The organism is Pseudomonas sp. WHRI 8519 (assembly GCF_040224055.2).
GTDB lineage: Bacteria > Pseudomonadota > Gammaproteobacteria > Pseudomonadales > Pseudomonadaceae > Aquipseudomonas > Aquipseudomonas putida_X.
This window is the reverse complement of record NZ_CP167996.1, coordinates 5,493,349-5,509,374: the sequence shown is the minus strand read 5'-3', so window position 1 is coordinate 5,509,374 and position 16,026 is coordinate 5,493,349. Positions and strand designations below refer to the sequence as shown.

Annotated in this window: 16 protein-coding genes; 11 read left to right on the top strand and 5 right to left on the bottom strand. The window is 62.6% G+C overall.

All coding sequences use genetic code 11. The features are described 5' to 3' along the window. Positions 1–9: 9 nt before the first annotated feature. Positions 10–819: a rhodanese-like domain-containing protein gene (locus ABRP30_RS25215; RefSeq protein WP_267819126.1), complete on the bottom strand. Its 810-nt coding sequence runs from the start codon at positions 817–819 to the stop codon at positions 10–12. Positions 820–863: 44 nt separating this feature from the next. Continuing rightward, positions 864–2,399 (bottom strand): HDOD domain-containing protein, encoded by a 1,536-nt coding sequence (locus tag ABRP30_RS25210; RefSeq protein ID WP_349976286.1) that lies wholly within the window; start codon positions 2,397–2,399, stop codon positions 864–866. 130 nt (positions 2,400–2,529) lie between these two features. Between ABRP30_RS25210 and motA the strand changes: the two genes are divergently transcribed. Together motA and motB are read left to right on the top strand one after the other, a co-directional pair. Further along, on the top strand, positions 2,530–3,381 hold the full coding sequence (motA, locus tag ABRP30_RS25205) for a flagellar motor stator protein MotA (RefSeq protein ID WP_267819122.1): 852 nt from the start codon (positions 2,530–2,532) through the stop codon (positions 3,379–3,381). A gap of 3 nt (positions 3,382–3,384) precedes the next feature. Continuing rightward, positions 3,385–4,404, top strand: coding sequence for a flagellar motor protein MotB (gene motB, locus ABRP30_RS25200; protein ID WP_267819120.1), 1,020 nt, complete (start codon positions 3,385–3,387; stop codon positions 4,402–4,404). Positions 4,405–4,433: 29 nt separating this feature from the next. Here motB and ABRP30_RS25195 read toward each other — a convergent pair whose 3' ends face one another. After that, positions 4,434–4,913, bottom strand: a complete 480-nt coding sequence (locus tag ABRP30_RS25195) for a molecular chaperone Tir (RefSeq protein WP_267819118.1) — start codon at positions 4,911–4,913, stop codon at positions 4,434–4,436. Between the two features lie 114 nt (positions 4,914–5,027). Next, positions 5,028–6,059 (bottom strand): small ribosomal subunit biogenesis GTPase RsgA, encoded by a 1,032-nt coding sequence (gene rsgA / locus ABRP30_RS25190; RefSeq protein WP_241806254.1) that lies wholly within the window; start codon positions 6,057–6,059, stop codon positions 5,028–5,030. A gap of 160 nt (positions 6,060–6,219) precedes the next feature. Between rsgA and orn the strand changes: the two genes are divergently transcribed. Together orn and ABRP30_RS25180 are read left to right on the top strand one after the other, a co-directional pair. Then, positions 6,220–6,762 carry an oligoribonuclease gene (gene orn, locus ABRP30_RS25185; protein WP_241806253.1) on the top strand — a complete coding sequence of 181 codons (543 nt, stop codon included), beginning with the start codon at positions 6,220–6,222 and terminating at the stop codon, positions 6,760–6,762. Between the two features lie 93 nt (positions 6,763–6,855). Then, positions 6,856–7,467 (top strand): trimeric intracellular cation channel family protein, encoded by a 612-nt coding sequence (locus tag ABRP30_RS25180; protein WP_003249516.1) that lies wholly within the window; start codon positions 6,856–6,858, stop codon positions 7,465–7,467. 27 nt (positions 7,468–7,494) lie between these two features. On the opposite strand, the gene queG is transcribed toward ABRP30_RS25180, so the two are convergent. Continuing rightward, complete coding sequence (queG, locus tag ABRP30_RS25175; RefSeq protein WP_349976285.1) at positions 7,495–8,559, bottom strand: tRNA epoxyqueuosine(34) reductase QueG; 1,065 nt, start codon at positions 8,557–8,559, stop codon at positions 7,495–7,497. 65 nt (positions 8,560–8,624) lie between these two features. On the opposite strand from queG, the gene ABRP30_RS25170 reads away from it, so the two are divergent. The 7 genes from ABRP30_RS25170 to hflX all read left to right on the top strand — a co-directional run bounded on the left by ABRP30_RS25170 (position 8,625) and on the right by hflX (position 15,931). Further along, complete coding sequence (locus ABRP30_RS25170) at positions 8,625–9,485, top strand: NAD(P)H-hydrate dehydratase (RefSeq protein WP_267819115.1); 861 nt, start codon at positions 8,625–8,627, stop codon at positions 9,483–9,485. After that, positions 9,473–9,946, top strand: a complete 474-nt coding sequence (gene tsaE, locus ABRP30_RS25165; RefSeq protein ID WP_267819113.1) for a tRNA (adenosine(37)-N6)-threonylcarbamoyltransferase complex ATPase subunit type 1 TsaE — start codon at positions 9,473–9,475, stop codon at positions 9,944–9,946. Before ABRP30_RS25170 ends, tsaE begins: the two co-directional genes overlap by 13 nt. 11 nt (positions 9,947–9,957) lie before the next feature. Further along, entirely contained in the window at positions 9,958–11,391 is a 1,434-nt protein-coding gene (locus tag ABRP30_RS25160) for an N-acetylmuramoyl-L-alanine amidase (protein ID WP_267819111.1), read from the top strand. Continuing rightward, positions 11,388–13,289 (top strand): DNA mismatch repair endonuclease MutL, encoded by a 1,902-nt coding sequence (gene mutL / locus ABRP30_RS25155; protein WP_267819109.1) that lies wholly within the window; start codon positions 11,388–11,390, stop codon positions 13,287–13,289. The genes ABRP30_RS25160 and mutL overlap by 4 nt, the downstream gene beginning before the upstream one ends. Before the next feature lies 1 nt (position 13,290). Continuing rightward, positions 13,291–14,262, top strand: coding sequence for a tRNA (adenosine(37)-N6)-dimethylallyltransferase MiaA (gene miaA, locus ABRP30_RS25150; protein ID WP_241806247.1), 972 nt, complete (start codon positions 13,291–13,293; stop codon positions 14,260–14,262). Positions 14,263–14,356: 94 nt separating this feature from the next. Beyond that, a complete protein-coding gene (gene hfq, locus ABRP30_RS25145) occupies positions 14,357–14,617 on the top strand; it encodes an RNA chaperone Hfq (RefSeq protein ID WP_003258160.1) in 261 nt (86 codons plus the stop codon). Between the two features lie 12 nt (positions 14,618–14,629). Further along, positions 14,630–15,931 carry a ribosome rescue GTPase HflX gene (hflX, locus tag ABRP30_RS25140; protein ID WP_267819103.1) on the top strand — a complete coding sequence of 434 codons (1,302 nt, stop codon included), beginning with the start codon at positions 14,630–14,632 and terminating at the stop codon, positions 15,929–15,931. Positions 15,932–16,026: the final 95 nt, after the last annotated feature.

The following is a 16,026-nucleotide window of genomic DNA, read 5'->3' as shown; positions in this document are numbered from 1 at the left end:
GCAGGTTCCTTAAACTTCTACAGGCGTGTCCGGATGGTTGCCCCATTCGCTCCACGAGCCGGCATAGGCCTTGACGCGTGGGTAGCCGAGGGCTTTGGCCACCAGGTAGGTAAAGCCGGAGCGGCGGTGGGACTGGCAATGGGTGATCACTTCTTTGTCAGGGGTGATGCCCAGTTGCTGGAGGACTTGGGCGATGTCCTTGCGGATGCGCAGGTGGTCGTTGAGGTCCATGCCTGCCGTCCACTCGAAGTTGATCGCGCCGGGTATATGGCCACCTTTGGCTGCCAGGACCTTTTCACCGGAGAATTCTTGCGGGCCGCGGGCATCCCAGATCACCAGGTCATCGGCGCCCAGGCGGCTTTGCAGGTATTCGCGGGTGGCAGTCGGTTCGCCATGCAGCTGCAGGCGTACCGGTACGGAGGCGGGCGGCGGCACCTCGGTCGAGAGCTTGTCCGCCGGCCAGGCCTGGATGCCGCCATTGAGGTAATGGCAGGCCTTGTGGCCGATGACGTCGAGCAGCCAGATGAAGCGCCCGGCCCAGCCGCCGCCCTCATCGTCGTACACCACGTAGACCGCGTCATCCCGGTGGCCGAGTTCGCTGAACAGTTTTTCCAGCTCGCCAATGGCCGGCAAAAGCCCCGGCGCGGGCGGCAGGCCCAGCTGGGTGCGCTTGCCTTCGACGAAGCGGGCGCCGGGGATATGACCGCTGACATAGCGGTTGGCGCTACTCAGGTCGACCAGGATCAGCTGGGGGGACGCCAGGCGCGCAAGCAGGTCCGCAGGCTCGATCACCAGCGGTAGTCCGGCAAAATCAGTCATCCACGGTCTCCAGTGTGGAAAGAGGGGCGATTGTAGCGCAAGGGTCAGGCATTGCGGTTGGCAAACGCCGCAAGGGCGCGCTCGATACATTGCGCGGTTTTACCGAATGCCTGGACACTCACATCTGCCATCGGTTTACCGCCTTGGTCGGCCACTGCCAGCATCAGCACTTGATTGTTCACGGCCAGCGAGCGCAGCAACAGGTGTTCGCCACGGAAGAACGCCCGCAATGGGGCGGGCAGCAGGGCCGCGAACTGGGCATGGTTGTCTGGCGACAGGCGCAGTTGCGCGGCCTGGCCGACCAGTTTCTGCAACAGCTTGCTCTGCGTGACGGGCAGGGCGATGGTTGCCGCCTCCTTGGGCAAACCGGCCGTTTGCTGTACGCGCAGGTAGTCACTGGCCTTGTCCAGGGTCAGCAGCATGATGCGCTGCATGCCGCAGGCCAACAGTGCTTCGCGGGCGTGGGTAGCCAGGTGCACGGCATTGGTGAAGGGGCTGGGCTGTGCCAACAGCGCTTGGCACAGCGTGCGCCAATGGCCGAGCGCCTCGCTGGAAGGCGGTGGCGGTGTCAGCATGTCTGGGTGCGGGCGACGCTGGTGCCAGGGCCAGATCAAGGCCTCGGCAGGGTGGAACAGGGCATGCCTGGCGTGCCGGCGGGCACTGGCGGCGGCCTGTTGGTGAACTTGCTGTTGCACGTCCTCCAGTGTGGTCTGCAGGTACAGCGCGGTAAGCAATTGCCAGCGCAGCAGGTGCGGGTTGTCCCAGCCTACCTGTGCCGCCAGCGCCAGGTTGTTGGCCAGCAGCACGGTATTGGCCGGCTGGTTGAACCAGCGGCTCAGTGCCGGCGCCTCATCCAGGCGGTGCTGCTGGCTAAGCAGGTCTTGGTCGCGGGCGATGCTCAGTATCTGCCCCAGTTGCTCACGCTCTTCAAGAAGCATGCGGTAACCCTGGGTGACCCATTGCGACAGGCGCCAGTGTTCGGCCATGGCTTGGCATAGCGCCAGGATGCGCACGCCAAACAGTTCGAGCTCGACCTCTTGCGCCTCTTCGCCCTTGTGGATAACCCGCAGTTCCCACGCGTCCAGCAGCTTGGGGTAGGCCAAGGCCAACGGCCATAGCGGCGAGAGGAACAGCAGGCTACCCCAGTGAATTTCCTGCCACAGCCGTGCAAGGCGGCTGGCGAACAGGCCGCTGGCCTGCTGCGAAGCATGTTGGCTGATCAGCAGGAACTGGCGCAGCACCGGCGGGATGTCCTCGTCCGGCAGCGCCGGCAGGCGGGTAAGCAATTCCCTGCTGCGTGCCAGGCCCAGCCTGTTCAGGGCGATTTCCAGGCTTTCGGCGGGCTCTGCCTGGCTGGCATTGGCGGGATGATTGGCCTCGCGCATCACCGACAGCACCAGGGCCGGGCTGTCCTGCATCAGTTCGGCGATATCGCGAAGCGAACGGCGGCTATCGTTGATAGCGCTCATGACCCGGTCATAACTCTGCTTCGGCACCGGTAGACGAATACCGTCCAGCAGCTTTACCCAGGCCTCTAGCGTACGCGGATTCTGAGTGGGCACCTTGGATTCCATTGGCATTTTGACATCAGTCCGAACTGGCTTTTCGCTTTGAGTGGCTATAGTCTGGCGCAGTTCTGCCGATAAGTAGAAGAAGAGTTTTAAAGCTCCCGTCCCTCATCCTGACCACGACAGCAAGTGCTTTGAACCTATGGCTAAAATTATCGGCATCATCGTCGTATTCGCGAGCGTGCTCGGCGGATATGTACTCTCCCACGGCAAGATCGCGGCACTGATCCAGCCGTTCGAAGTGCTGATCATCGGCGGTGCAGCCTTTGGCGCCTTCATGCAGGCCAACCCTGGTTACATGACCATGCATGTAGTCAAGAAGTCGCTGAAGATGTTCGGCACGCGCTTCACCCACACCTTCTACCTGGAAGTGCTGGGCCTGGTGTACGAAATCCTCAACAAGAGCCGTCGCGAAGGCATGATGGCGATCGAGAGCGACATCGAAGACGCCGCAGCCAGCCCGATCTTTGCCAAATACCCAGCGGTGCTGGGTGATGAACGCATGACCGCCTTCATCTGCGACTACCTGCGCATCATGTCCACCGGCAACATGGCACCCCACGAACTCGAAGGCTTGTTCGACATGGAGCTGCTGAGCATGAAGGAAGAGCTCGAGCACCCGTCGCATGCGGTCAACGGCATTGCCGACGGCATGCCCGGTTTCGGTATCGTCGCAGCGGTACTGGGCATCGTGGTGACCATGGCGTCTCTGGGCGAGGGCGACCAGGCCTCGATCGGCCTGCACGTCGGCGCGGCGCTGGTCGGTACCTTCTTCGGTATCCTTGCAGCCTATGGTTTCTTTGGGCCGCTGGCCAAGTGCCTGGAGCACGATGCCAAGGAAGAGCTCAACCTCTATGAGTCGATCAAGGCTTCGCTGGTCGCGTCTGCTTCTGGCATGCCACCTTCGCTGGCCGTTGAATTCGGGCGCAAGGTGCTGTATCCGAAGCATCGCCCGAGCTTTGCCGAGCTGGAACAAGCAGTTCGCGGTCGCTGAGTCATGGAAAACAATCAGCCGATAATCATCAAGCGCGTCAAGCGCTACGGTGGTGGCCACCATGGCGGCGCCTGGAAGATCGCTTTCGCTGACTTCGCCACGGCGATGATGGCGTTCTTCCTGGTGCTGTGGCTGCTGTCCACCGCCACGCCCGAGCAGAAGATCGCCATTGCCGGTTACTTCAAGGACCCGATCGGTTTCTCCGAGAGCGGAACGCCCTATGTGATCGATCTTGGCGGTTCGCCCCAGCTTGCGCCGGAAAAGACCATCAACCCGGAAGAAAAATCCGAGCCTACGCCCGATACCAGCATCCAGTTGGACCAGGATCAGGTCGAGACCATGGCTGATCAAGTTGAGCGAGAACGCCTCGAACTGCTGTTGCAGGAGCTGCAGAACAAGGTCGAGGAAAATCCGCAGCTGCAGAAATTCAAGGACCAGATTCTCTTCGAGATCACTCAGGACGGCTTGCGCATCCAGATCATGGATGCCGAGAACCGGCCGATGTTCGATATCGGCAGTGCCCGACTGCAGCCGTATTTCGAGGACATTCTGCTGGCCATGGCCGACACCATCAAGGCCGTGCCGAACAAGATCAGCGTCAGTGGCCACACCGATGCCAAGCCTTATTCTGGCAGCGGAGAGTTCGGCAACTGGGAGCTGTCGGCCAATCGCGCCAATGCCGCACGGCGGGCGCTGGTTGCCGGTGGCTATCCGGATGACCAGGTCGCGCGGGTAGTGGGTTATGCGTCGTCTTCGCTGTTCGATCGCAAAGACCCTTTCAACCCGGTAAACCGCCGTATCGACATCATCGTCCTGACCAAGAAGGCCCAGCGCAACATTGAGGGCGAGCAGGGTACGGCGCCTGCACAGCCTAGCCAGCCAGCGCCGCCTGCCGGCGCTGCGCCAGATGCGCCGGCGGCACCTGCTGCGCAGGATGCACCCATGCAACCGCGTGAACTGCGCCAGAAGCTGAACATCTTCGAGGAAGGGACCTTGAAGATGGACGAGCCCAAGGACCCGTGACGGAGGGGCCGCCCAGCGGCCCCAATGCATCAGAACCCCCGCCGGATCTTGGCCTTCAGATCCGCATGAAAGAAATCTGCATTGTCCCGGTCGGCACAGCTTCCGCGTCCCGGGGGTAACGTCATGGCACGGGTGAACGTGCACTCATCGTGATAGGCCCGCACAAACAGGTCGATGTGCTTGCGCTCGCGCATTACCGGCCATCTGCCAAAACACTCCGGTAGCGCGCCGCCGTTGCTTTGATAAAGGCTGACACGGCGGCTGCTCATGACTGCAGCCCCCAGCAGCCAGGGTGTCCACCAGTCGGCGGCGGCCCATTCGGACAAAAGGCCAATCCAGTGGGTTGCATCGCCCATGGATCGGCAGAAGTTGCCATACAGATCTTCGCGGGTCTGCCCTTGGCAGTCGAACAGGACCAGCTGCGTCGGAATGCTTTCGAGCAGCAGGCGTTCATTGAGGATAAAGGCGTCAAGCCGCTCTTCGTGGCGGTAAGTGATTAAAACCGGCATCGCGGTTGCCCTCCCTGATAGGAAGTCATGACCATCAGGGAAAGCAGCAGGCGGGGCAATAGATGACGGCGAAACCGGAAGAGCCCTACGAGGGCGGGTAATATTTCCTACGAATCAGTAGTTGTCATCCGGCAGGCTGGCAATGATCGAGCGGTAGCTGTTCATGCGCTGCTGCTTGATCCGGCCATCTTCGAGTGCCCTGAGCAGGGCACAGCCTGGCTCGCGATCATGCTTGCAGTCGCGAAAGCGGCAGGTGCCGAACAGGTCGCGGAACTCGATGAAGCCGTCTTCCACATCATCACGGCTGACATGGCCAAGGCCGAACTCTCGGATGCCTGGCGAGTCGATCAGGTCGCCGCCATTGGGAAAGTGGTAAAGGCGCGCAGTGGTGGTGGTGTGGGTGCCTTGGCCCGACCATTCGGACAGGTCGCCGACCCGGGTGTCGGCAGCAGGCAGCAGGCTGTTGACCAGAGAAGACTTGCCCACACCCGACTGGCCGACGAACACGCTGATATGGCCGTCCAGCATCTGCTGCAGGCGCTGCATGCCGTCGCCGTGGTGGGCAGAGACCTCCAGCAACGGGTAGCCCAGGTCTCGGTACACCTCGAGCAAGGCATGGAGTGCGGGGCCGTTCTCGTCGTTGATCAGGTCGGCTTTGTTCAGCAGTAACAGTGGGCGGATGCCCGCGTGCTCGGCGGCGACCAGATAACGGTCGATCAGGTTCGGATGCGGCTCGGGCGCTGGCGCGAAGACGATGACGATGAGGTCGACGTTGGCGGCAACCGGCTTGAGCTGACCGTGGTTGTTCGGCCGGCACAGCTCGGTGCTGCGCGGCATCTGCGCGACGATTACGCCAATGCCCTGGTTGCCGGCACGCCAGACCACGCGGTCACCGGTGACCAGCGCCGGCAGGTTTGCGCGCAGGTGGCAGCGCACGACCTGGCCTGCAGCCTCGCCGTCCTGAGCCTCCACCTCGACCTGTACGCCAAAGTGAGCGATCACCAGGCCCAGTTGCTCCGGCCCCAGGTCACCCCCTTCCAGCTCCTGCAGCGCATGCTGCTCGCGTTTGGCAGCGCGAGCGGCGCGTTCGTTCTGGATCTTTTCGATACGCCAGTTCTGGCGGCGATTGAGCTGGCGTTTGGCCATTAGTGTTCCGTGCGAGTTGCGTGAGAGAGCCGTGGTGGGGCATTGAAAGCGGCATGCAGTTTAGCACGACGGGCGGCGGACCATTCTGGTTACCTTTGCGCCGGGAATGCGCTGGCCCATGCCGCTAGGCTACTATGACGGCCTATACGAGGAGCCCTTCATGCAGAACCCACAGAACCTGATCTGGATCGATCTGGAAATGACCGGCCTGGACCCGGACACCGACGTCATCATCGAGATGGCCACCATCGTCACTGACAGCGAGCTGAACACGCTGGCCGAAGGGCCGGTGATCGCCATCCACCACAGTGACGAAGTGCTGGCGCGCATGGATGAGTGGAATACCCGCACCCACGGCGGCTCGGGGTTGACCCAGCGTGTACGCGAAAGCAAGGTCAGCATGGCCGAGGCCGAAGCGCAGACCATCGCCTTCCTGGAGCAATGGGTTCCCAAAGGCAAGTCGCCGATCTGTGGCAACAGCATCTGCCAGGACCGCCGCTTCCTCTATCGCCATATGCGCAGCCTGGAAAACTACTTCCACTATCGCAACCTCGATGTCTCCACAGTCAAGGAGCTGGCTGCGCGCTGGGCACCGGACGTGCGGGACAGCTTCAAGAAGGGCAGCACCCACCTGGCGCTGGACGATATCCGCGAGTCGATCGCCGAACTGCGCCACTACCGCACGCACTTCATCAAGGTGTGAGTTGGAAGTGGGCGCATAGAATGTGCGTGCGCCCTCTTTTGGTGCCTTGGGCAACTGGTTAGACTGCGCGCCTTTCCCGCACGGACCCGCGCCATGTTGTTGATGCTCTACCTTATCGCCATCACTGCCGAAGCCATGACTGGCGCTCTGTCCGCCGGGCGGCGCGGTATGGACTGGTTTGGCGTGGTGCTGATCGCCTGCGTGACTGCACTGGGTGGTGGCTCGGTGCGTGATGTGCTGCTCGGGCACTATCCACTGACTTGGGTGAAGCATCCGGAATACCTGGTGCTGACCAGCTTCGCCGCGCTGCTGACGATTTTCATCGCACCGATGATGCGCCGCCTGCGGTCACTGTTCCTGGTGCTGGATGCCTTGGGTTTGGTGGCTTTCACCCTGATTGGCTGCATGACTGCGCTCGAGATGGGGCAGGGCATGTTGGTGGCGTCGATCAGTGGCGTCATTACAGGGGTATTCGGCGGGATCCTCAGGGATATTTTCTGCAACGACATCCCGCTGGTGTTCCGGCGCGAGCTGTATGCCAGCGTATCGTTTGCCGCAGCGTGGTTCTACCTGGGCTGTGTGTATTTCAAGGTGCCGGCAGAGCAGGCCATGCTGCTGACCTTGTTTGGTGGGTTCCTGGTGCGGCTATTGGCGATCCGCTTCCATTGGGAAATGCCCAAGTTTCACTACAACGACCAGCAGTGAACGCCTGAGGCTGCTTCGCGCCCCCGGCTACCTAATGCCATGCCGCGCCAGCGCCCACTCCACATGTTCACGCACCAGTTCCGAAGGGTCTTCCCGGCGGGCCTTCAAGGCTTCCAGTACCGGAATCGTCGACGGCGCATTGCCCAGCCCCACTGCCAGGTTGCGTAGCCAGCGCTCATACCCGGCGCGCCGCAGCGGCCCGCCCTCGGTCTTGCGTAAAAATGTCTTTTCATCCCACATGAACATCTCGGCCAGCTCGGCATTCTCCAGGCCATGCCTGGGCTGGAAGTCGTTTTCCTGGGTGGGTCGTGCAAAACGATTCCACGGGCAGACGATCTGGCAGTCATCGCAACCGAACACCCGATTGCCCATCATCGCGCGCAGCTCCACGGGAATGGCGCCTTTCAATTCGATGGTCAGGTAGGAAATGCAGCGCCTGGCATCCAGCACATAGGGCCCGACAAAGGCCTTGGTCGGGCAGATGTCCAGGCACGCCTGGCAGCGCCCGCAATGCTCGCTGGCATGCGCCTCGTCTACCGGCAGCGGCAGGTCGACGAAAAGTTCGGCCAAGAAGAAGTAGCTACCGGCCTTGCGGTTGAGCAGCAGGGTGTTCTTGCCGATCCAGCCCAGCCCCGCCTGTTCGGCAATGGCCTTTTCCAGCACCGGGGCACTGTCGACAAATGCCCGGTAGCCGAACGGGCCGATGTCTTCCTGGATGCGATCGGCCAGGTGCTGCACGCGTTTGCGCACCAGCTTGTGGTAATCGCGGCCAAGGGCATAGCGCGAGACGTAGGCCTTTTCCGGCTGGGCCAAACGTTGCGCCATCTGTGTATCGCCGGGCAGGTAGTCCATGCGCAGCGAAACCACCCGCACGGTGCCAGGGATCAGCTGGTCGGGGTGGGCGCGTTTGCCATCGTGGGCGGCCAGGTATTCCATCTCGCCCTGGTAACCTGCGTCGAGCCAGCGCTGCAGGTGCTGTTCGTGCTCGCCAAGGTCCACACCGGCGATGCCGACGTGGGCAAAACCGAGTTCTCGGCCCCAATTTTTGATCGATTGGGCCAGGGCGGCGAGGTCAAGTGTGCAAGCGGACATGGATGGGCAAGGCAATACGGGCTCAGGTGCGTATAATTCTGCCAGACATTGGAGCCTTTGACCCCATGCCGCAGACCAAACACCCAAGCCATGCCCCGCTCCTGCTCAGCAGCGTGACCGTCACGCGTCTGCCCACCAGGCATCCGCACGCCCATAAAGGTGACTTCGGCCATGTGCTGGTGGTGGGCGGCGACCTCGGTACCGGTGGCGCAGTGCTGCTGAGCGCCGAAGCCTCACTGCGCTGCGGCGCTGGGCTGGTAAGTGTGGCAACGCGGCCCGAGCACGTTGCGCCAGCCCTTGCCCGTGTACCCGAAGCGATGTGCCTGGGCGTGAGCTCGGCCAACCAGCTGATGGGCGTGCTGGAGCGCGCTTCGGTGCTGGTGGTCGGCCCGGGGCTGGGCCAGGCCGCCTGGGGGCGCAGCCTGCTGTCGGCTGTCGCCAATGCCGAGCGGCCGCAAGTGTGGGACGCCGATGCACTCAACTTGCTGGCGCGCACGCCCCTGGCATTACCCAGTGGCAGTATCCTCACCCCGCACCCGGGGGAGGCTGCGCGTCTGCTGGGCATTTCAACCGAGGCGGTGCAGGCCGACCGGGCGGGCGCGGCGCGCAAGCTGGCGCGCCGCTATGCCAGTGTTTGCGTGCTCAAGGGCGCCGGTACCCTGGTGGCGGACCCATCGGGGCAGTTGGCGCTGTGCCAGCGCGGGCATCCGGCGATGGCGGGGGCCGGCTTGGGTGACGTGCTCACCGGTGTGCTGGCGGCGTTGTTGGCTCAAGGGCTGGATGCCTGGTGCGCCGCAGGTCTTGGGGTGTGGCTGCACGCCTGTGCCGGCGAGCGTTTGGGTGTGAAAGGTAGAGGCCTGGCGGCCAGTGATCTGGCGCCGGTCATTCGTGAGTTGTTGGAGGAGCATTCTGCGTGTCTGGCATAACCCTGTTTCTGGCCGATGAACAGGCCACCGTCACATTCGGCGCATCACTGGCCGAGGTGACCGGTGGTCGCGGCATCATCTTTCTCGAGGGGAACCTGGGTGCGGGCAAGACGACGCTGTCCCGTGGCCTTATTCGTGGCTTGGGCCATACTGGTGCAGTGAAAAGCCCGACCTTCACCGTGGTCGAGCCCTACGAGATTGGTGACGTACGGGCCTTCCATTTCGACCTGTATCGCCTGGCCGATCCGGAAGAGCTGGAGTTCATGGGCATTCGCGACTACTTCGAGGGAGATCCGCTGTGCCTGTTCGAATGGCCAGAAAAGGGTGCGGGCGTTTTGCCAAAGCCTGACCTGACCATTACCATAAGCCCCCAAGCGGGCGGACGCTCGCTGATCCTTTCGCCGCAGGGGGCTCGCGGCGAGGCCTGGTGCACTGCGCTGGCCAAACACTATAAACAGTAAGTGGGGTAGGTATGCGCATACGCGCACTGGTCGCTGTAGTTGGGCTGCTGCTGACAGCGGTGACCGTCGACGCTATGGCCGTCACTCAAGTCAAGAGCATGCGCCTGTGGCGCGCACCGGACAACACGCGGCTGGTCTTCGACCTGTCTGGCCCCGTGCAGCATAGCGTCTTCACCCTCAGCGCACCCGATCGCCTGGTCATCGATATCAATGGCGCGACACTGGCGGCGCCGTTGAACGTGTCCACCTCCAATACACCCATCAGCAACGTGCGCTCCGCCCAGCGTACGCCTAACGATCTGCGCGTGGTGGTCGACCTGAAAAAGTCGGTCACGCCCAAAAGCTTCACCCTGGCACCCAACGCCCAGTATGGCAACCGCCTGGTCGTCGACCTGTACGACCAGGAAGCCGATGCCATCGCCGCCTCGGCGCCTGCTGCACCGCCTGCGCCTGTGCAAACCCCGGCGACCACGCCAGCGGTACCGGTAAGCCCGGCCCAGCCCGCGATCAAACTGCCACCTGTCCCCAGCGGCAAGCGTGACATCGTAATCGCCATCGACGCGGGTCATGGCGGTGAGGACCCGGGGGCTTCGGGGTCGCGTGGCCAGCATGAGAAAGACATCGTGCTGCAGATCGCCAAGGAACTGCAGCGTCAGATAAATACCGAGAAGGGCTACCGTGCCGAGCTGACCCGTACTGGTGACTACTTCATTCCGCTGCGCAAACGTACCGAGATTGCCCGCAAAAAAGGCGCCGACCTGTTCATTTCGATCCACGCCGACGCCGCACCTTCGCGGGCTGCCTTCGGCGCCTCGGTATTCGCCCTGTCCGACCGTGGCGCTACGTCAGAGACCGCCCGCTGGCTGGCCGACGCGGAAAACCGCTCCGACCTGATCGGTGGCGCGGGTAACGTTAGCCTGGACGACAAAGACCGCATGCTCGCAGGCGTGCTGCTCGACTTGTCGATGACTGCAACGCTCAGTTCCAGCCTCAACGTCGGGCAAAAAGTGCTGGGCAACATGGGCCGCATCACCTCGCTGCACAAACAGCGTGTGGAGCAAGCGGGCTTCATGGTGCTGAAGTCGCCTGACATTCCATCGATCCTGGTCGAAACCGGGTTCATCTCCAACAACAATGAAGCTGCCAAGCTGGCCACGCGCAGCCATCAGCAGGCATTGGCCCGGTCGATCCACACCGGTGTGCGCCAGTACTTCCAGCAGAACCCGCCGCCTGGCACTTACATCGCCTGGATGCGCGACAGCGGCAAGATCGCCCAAGGGCCGCGTGAACACACGGTGCGCCCAGGTGAGACCCTGGCGATGCTCGCCGTGCGCTACCAGGTCAGCGTGGCTAGCCTGCGCAATACCAATAGCCTCAAGAGTGATGAGCTGAAGGTCGGCCAGCACCTCAATATTCCCTCAACGACCCTGGCTTCGCAGCAATGAGCGGCGGTTCACGCATCCAGCTGCTAAGCCCGCGGCTGGCCAACCAGATTGCCGCGGGTGAGGTGGTCGAGCGCCCGGCTTCTGTGGCCAAGGAGTTGTTGGAGAACAGTCTCGATTCCGGCGCCCGACGCATCGATGTCGAGGTGGAGCAGGGCGGCGTCAAACTGTTGCGGGTACGTGACGACGGCAGCGGTATTTCCGCCGACGACCTGCCATTGGCCCTGGCCCGGCATGCCACCAGCAAGATCCGCGAGCTGGAAGACCTTGAAGGGGTGCTGAGCCTGGGCTTCCGTGGTGAGGCTCTGGCCTCGATCAGCTCGGTGGCGCGCCTGACGCTCACCTCGCGCACCGCCAATGCGAGCGAAGCCTGGCAGGTCGAGACCGAAGGTCGCGACATGACCCCGCGAGTGCAGCCTGCTGCGCATCCTGTCGGCACCTCGGTGGAAGTACGAGACCTGTTCTTCAATACCCCGGCCCGTCGCAAGTTTCTCAAGGCCGAGAAGACCGAATTCGACCACCTGCAGGAAGTCATCCGGCGCCTGGCCCTGGCCCGCTTCGATGTGGCCTTCCACCTGCGGCACAACGGCAAGAGCATCCTCAGCCTGCATGAAGCGCATGATGAAACGGCCCGTGCGCGGCGGGTCGGCGCCATTTGTGGCGGGGGCTTCATGGAGCAGGCGCTGCCGATCGATGTCGAGCGTAACGGCCTGCGCCTGTGGGGCTGGGTCGGCCTGCCGACGTTCTCCCGCAGCCAGGCAGACCTCCAGTATTTTTTCGTCAACGGCCGTGCGGTGCGCGACAAGCTGGTAGCCCATGCGGTGCGTCAGGCTTACCGTGACGTCCTGTTCAATGGCCGTCACCCGACGTTCGTGCTGTTCCTTGAGCTTGAGCCCAACGGCGTCGACGTCAACGTGCACCCAACCAAGCACGAAGTGCGTTTCCGTGAGGGGCGTTCGGTTCACGACTTTCTCTATGGCACGCTGCACCGTGCCTTGGCCGACGTGCGCCCGGAAGACCATCTGGCCTCGGCGCCGGCCGCCGCTGCCGAGGTCGTCCGCCCGTCGGGGCTACAGGCGGGCGAGTTCGGCCCGCAAGGCGAGATGCGCCTGGCCTCGCCTGTGCTCGAGCAGCCCCAGGTGCCCCAGCATTCGATTTCCAACGGCGGCAGTGGCGCCGGTTACCAGTATCAGTACAGCCCCCGCCCATCGCAGCCGTTGCCCGCTGCCGAGGCCCAGGCGGTCTACCGCGAGTTCTACAAGCCACTGAACGATGACGCCGCTGCGCCTGCGTCGTTGCCGCAGAGCCAGGGCGACATCCCGCCATTAGGCTATGCCCTGGCTCAGCTCAAAGGCATCTACATCCTCGCCGAGAACGCTGCCGGCCTGGTCCTGGTGGACATGCACGCAGCCCACGAGCGGATCATGTACGAGCGGCTCAAGGTGGCGATGGCCAGCGAGGGATTGAGTGGGCAGCCGCTGCTGGTGCCCGAGTCGCTGGCGCTTAGCCAGCGCGAGGCCGATTGCGCCGAGGAGCATGCCCAGTGGTTCCAGCGTCTGGGCTTCGAGTTGCAGCGCCTGGGCCCCGAGACACTGGCGATCCGCCAGATTCCTGCGCTGCTCAAGCAGGCCGAGGCCAACCGCCTGGTGCAGGATGTGCTTGCCGACCTTATGGAGTACGGCACCAGCGACCGCATTCAGGCGCACCTGAACGAACTGCTCGGTACCATGGCCTGCCACGGTGCCGTGCGTGCCAACCGGCGCTTGGCGATTGCTGAGATGAACGCCCTGCTGCGTGACATGGAAAACACCGAGCGTAGCGGCCAGTGCAACCATGGCCGACCGACCTGGACCCAAATGGGCCTGGACGACCTGGACAAACTTTTCCTGCGCGGTCGATGACATGAGCGGCAAGCCCCCAGCAATATTCCTCATGGGCCCGACGGCGGCCGGCAAGACCGACCTTGCCATCGAGCTGACCAAGGTCTTGCCCTGCGAGCTGATCAGCGTCGACTCGGCGCTGGTCTATCGCGGCATGGACATCGGCAGCGCCAAACCCTCAAAAGAGGTTTTGGCTGCTCATCCACATCGTCTTATCGATATTCGCGACCCTGCCGAGAGTTACTCGGCTGCGCAGTTTCGCACCGATGCCCTTCAGGCCATGGCCGAGATCACCGCGCGAGGCAAAGTCCCGCTGCTGGTAGGCGGCACCATGCTCTATTACAAGGCATTGATCGATGGCCTGGCGGACATGCCGCCCGCCGATGCCGGGGTGCGAGCCGCGCTCGAGGCCCAGGCGCAGGCGCTGGGTTCGGCCGAGCTGCATCGCCAGCTCGCCGAAGTGGACCCGGAGTCTGCCGCACGCATCCACCCCAACGACCCCCAGCGGCTGATCCGTGCGCTGGAGGTCTATCAGGTGAGTGGCGAGAGCATGACAGCCCATCGCCAGCGTCAATTCGCGGAAAGTAGCGGCGCAGACGCATGCGCTGGTGGGCATTTGCCCTATACTGTCGCGAGTTTGGCGATTGCTCCCACAGATCGTCACATTTTGCATCAGCGAATTGCGTTACGATTTTCGCAGATGCTGGAACAGGGCTTCGTCGACGAGGTCCGATCGCTGCGAGCCAGAAGTGACTTGCACGCCGGGCTGCCGTCTATACGGGCAGTGGGGTATCGGCAGGTCTGGGACTACCTCGACGGCAAGCTGACTGAGAATGAGATGCGAGAACGCGGTATCATTGCTACTCGCCAGCTGGCCAAGCGGCAGTTCACCTGGTTGCGCGGTTGGTCCGACGTGCACTGGCTCGACAGCCTGGCCTGCGACAATCTGTCCCGCACCTTGAAATACCTTGGGGCCATCTCCATATTGAGCTGAGTCCCTGCTGATTGCCGTCTATTCTTGCGAAGGGGCGGCCTAACTTATCGATTTTTCTGATTTTCTACTATTTATCCTTACAGGAGTGCGGCATATGTCAAAAGGGCATTCGCTACAAGACCCTTACTTGAACACCTTGAGAAAAGAAAAGGTCCCGGTTTCGATCTATCTGGTCAATGGGATCAAGCTGCAGGGCTCGATCGAATCGTTCGACCAGTTCGTGGTGCTGCTGAAAAACACCGTCAGCCAGATGGTCTACAAGCACGCGATTTCGACCGTGGTTCCAGCCCGTCCGGTTCGCCTGCCAAGCCCGTCCGATTCCGAACACGGCGACAGCGAACCAGGCAACGCCTGATAGGAGCCTGCATTGTTCTTTGAGCGCCACGGTGGTGGTGAGCGGGCGCTGCTCGTTCACTTGGAAGGTCAGAACCCTGAGGCGCGCGAAGACCCGCAGGAGTTTCAGGAACTGGCATTGTCGGCCGGAGCCGACATCGTCTCGCTGGTCACAGTGGCAAGGCATCAGCCTACCGCCAAATACCTGATTGGCAGCGGCAAGGTCGAGGAATTGCGCGACCTGGTCAAAGCCGAACAGGTAGATCTGGTGATTTTCAATCACACCCTCACGCCCAGCCAGGAACGTAACCTCGAACGCGTCTTCGAGTGTCGCGTGCTTGACCGTACCGGGCTTATTCTCGACATCTTCGCCCAACGGGCGCGTACCCATGAAGGCAAGCTGCAGGTCGAACTGGCCCAGCTCGAGCACATGAGCACGCGGCTGGTGCGCGGCTGGACCCACCTTGAGCGTCAGAAGGGTGGTATCGGTATGCGCGGCCCGGGTGAAACCCAGCTGGAAACCGACCGGCGTCTGCTGCGGGTGCGCCTGCGCCAGATCAAGTCACGCCTGGAGAAGGTTCGCAGCCAGCGTGAGCAGGCCCGTCGGGGCCGTCGACGCGCGGATATTCCGTCGGTATCGCTGGTGGGCTACACCAACGCTGGCAAGTCCACGCTGTTCAACGCCCTGACCGAATCCGATGTGTACGCTGCCGACCAATTGTTCGCCACCCTCGACCCGACCCTGCGCCGGCTCCAGCTCGACGACCTTGGGCCAATCGTGCTGGCTGACACCGTAGGCTTCATTCGTCACCTTCCGCACAAGCTGGTCGAGGCATTTCGGGCTACGCTCGAAGAGTCGAGCAACTCCGACCTGCTGCTGCATGTGATCGATGCCCATGAGCCAGAGCGCATGGAGCAGATCGAGCAGGTGCTGGCAGTATTGGGCGAGATCGGTGCCGAAGGCTTGCCGATACTCGAGGTCTATAACAAACTCGACCTGCTTGAAGATGTCGAGCCGCAGATCCAGCGCAATGCCGATGGCAAGCCGGAGCGGGTCTGGGTATCGGCTCGAGATGGTCGTGGCCTGGACCTGGTTGGTCAGGCCATTGCCGAATTGCTGGGGGATGATCTTTTTGTCGGTACCCTGTGCCTGGAGCAGCGTTTTGCCCGCTTGCGCGCGCAATTCTTTGCCTTGGGTGCGGTGCAGAGTGAAGAGCATGACGAAGAAGGGCGCAGCCTGCTGAGTGTGCGATTGCCCAGGGTCGAGTTGAATCGCCTGGTCAGCCGCGAAGGCATGGAGCCGCAAGTGTTTGTCGAGCAACACACTTTGCAATAAATGCCCGCCGAGGTCGTCGGGCAGCAGTGGCAGGCATTCTGTAGCATTGGACGGCGCGCCGTGGGCGCGTCTTTGCTTTATCAGATGGAGAGCGC

Bases quoted from the DNA above. Each gene is read 5' to 3' on its own strand.
- ABRP30_RS25215 (WP_267819126.1), bottom strand. From the start codon at position 819: ATGACTGATTTTGCCGGACTACCGCTGGTGATCGAGCCTGCGGACCTG.
- ABRP30_RS25210 (WP_349976286.1), bottom strand. From the start codon at position 2,399: ATGCCAATGGAATCCAAGGTGCCCACTCAGAATCCGCGTACGCTAGAG.
- motA (WP_267819122.1), top strand. From the start codon at position 2,530: ATGGCTAAAATTATCGGCATCATCGTCGTATTCGCGAGCGTGCTCGGC.
- motB (WP_267819120.1), top strand. From the start codon at position 3,385: ATGGAAAACAATCAGCCGATAATCATCAAGCGCGTCAAGCGCTACGGT.
- ABRP30_RS25195 (WP_267819118.1), bottom strand. From the start codon at position 4,913: ATGCCGGTTTTAATCACTTACCGCCACGAAGAGCGGCTTGACGCCTTT.
- rsgA (WP_241806254.1), bottom strand. From the start codon at position 6,059: ATGGCCAAACGCCAGCTCAATCGCCGCCAGAACTGGCGTATCGAAAAG.
- orn (WP_241806253.1), top strand. From the start codon at position 6,220: ATGCAGAACCCACAGAACCTGATCTGGATCGATCTGGAAATGACCGGC.
- ABRP30_RS25180 (WP_003249516.1), top strand. From the start codon at position 6,856: ATGTTGTTGATGCTCTACCTTATCGCCATCACTGCCGAAGCCATGACT.
- queG (WP_349976285.1), bottom strand. From the start codon at position 8,559: ATGTCCGCTTGCACACTTGACCTCGCCGCCCTGGCCCAATCGATCAAA.
- ABRP30_RS25170 (WP_267819115.1), top strand. From the start codon at position 8,625: ATGCCGCAGACCAAACACCCAAGCCATGCCCCGCTCCTGCTCAGCAGC.
- ABRP30_RS25160 (WP_267819111.1), top strand. From the start codon at position 9,958: ATGCGCATACGCGCACTGGTCGCTGTAGTTGGGCTGCTGCTGACAGCG.
- mutL (WP_267819109.1), top strand. From the start codon at position 11,388: ATGAGCGGCGGTTCACGCATCCAGCTGCTAAGCCCGCGGCTGGCCAAC.
- miaA (WP_241806247.1), top strand. From the start codon at position 13,291: ATGAGCGGCAAGCCCCCAGCAATATTCCTCATGGGCCCGACGGCGGCC.
- hfq (WP_003258160.1), top strand. From the start codon at position 14,357: ATGTCAAAAGGGCATTCGCTACAAGACCCTTACTTGAACACCTTGAGA.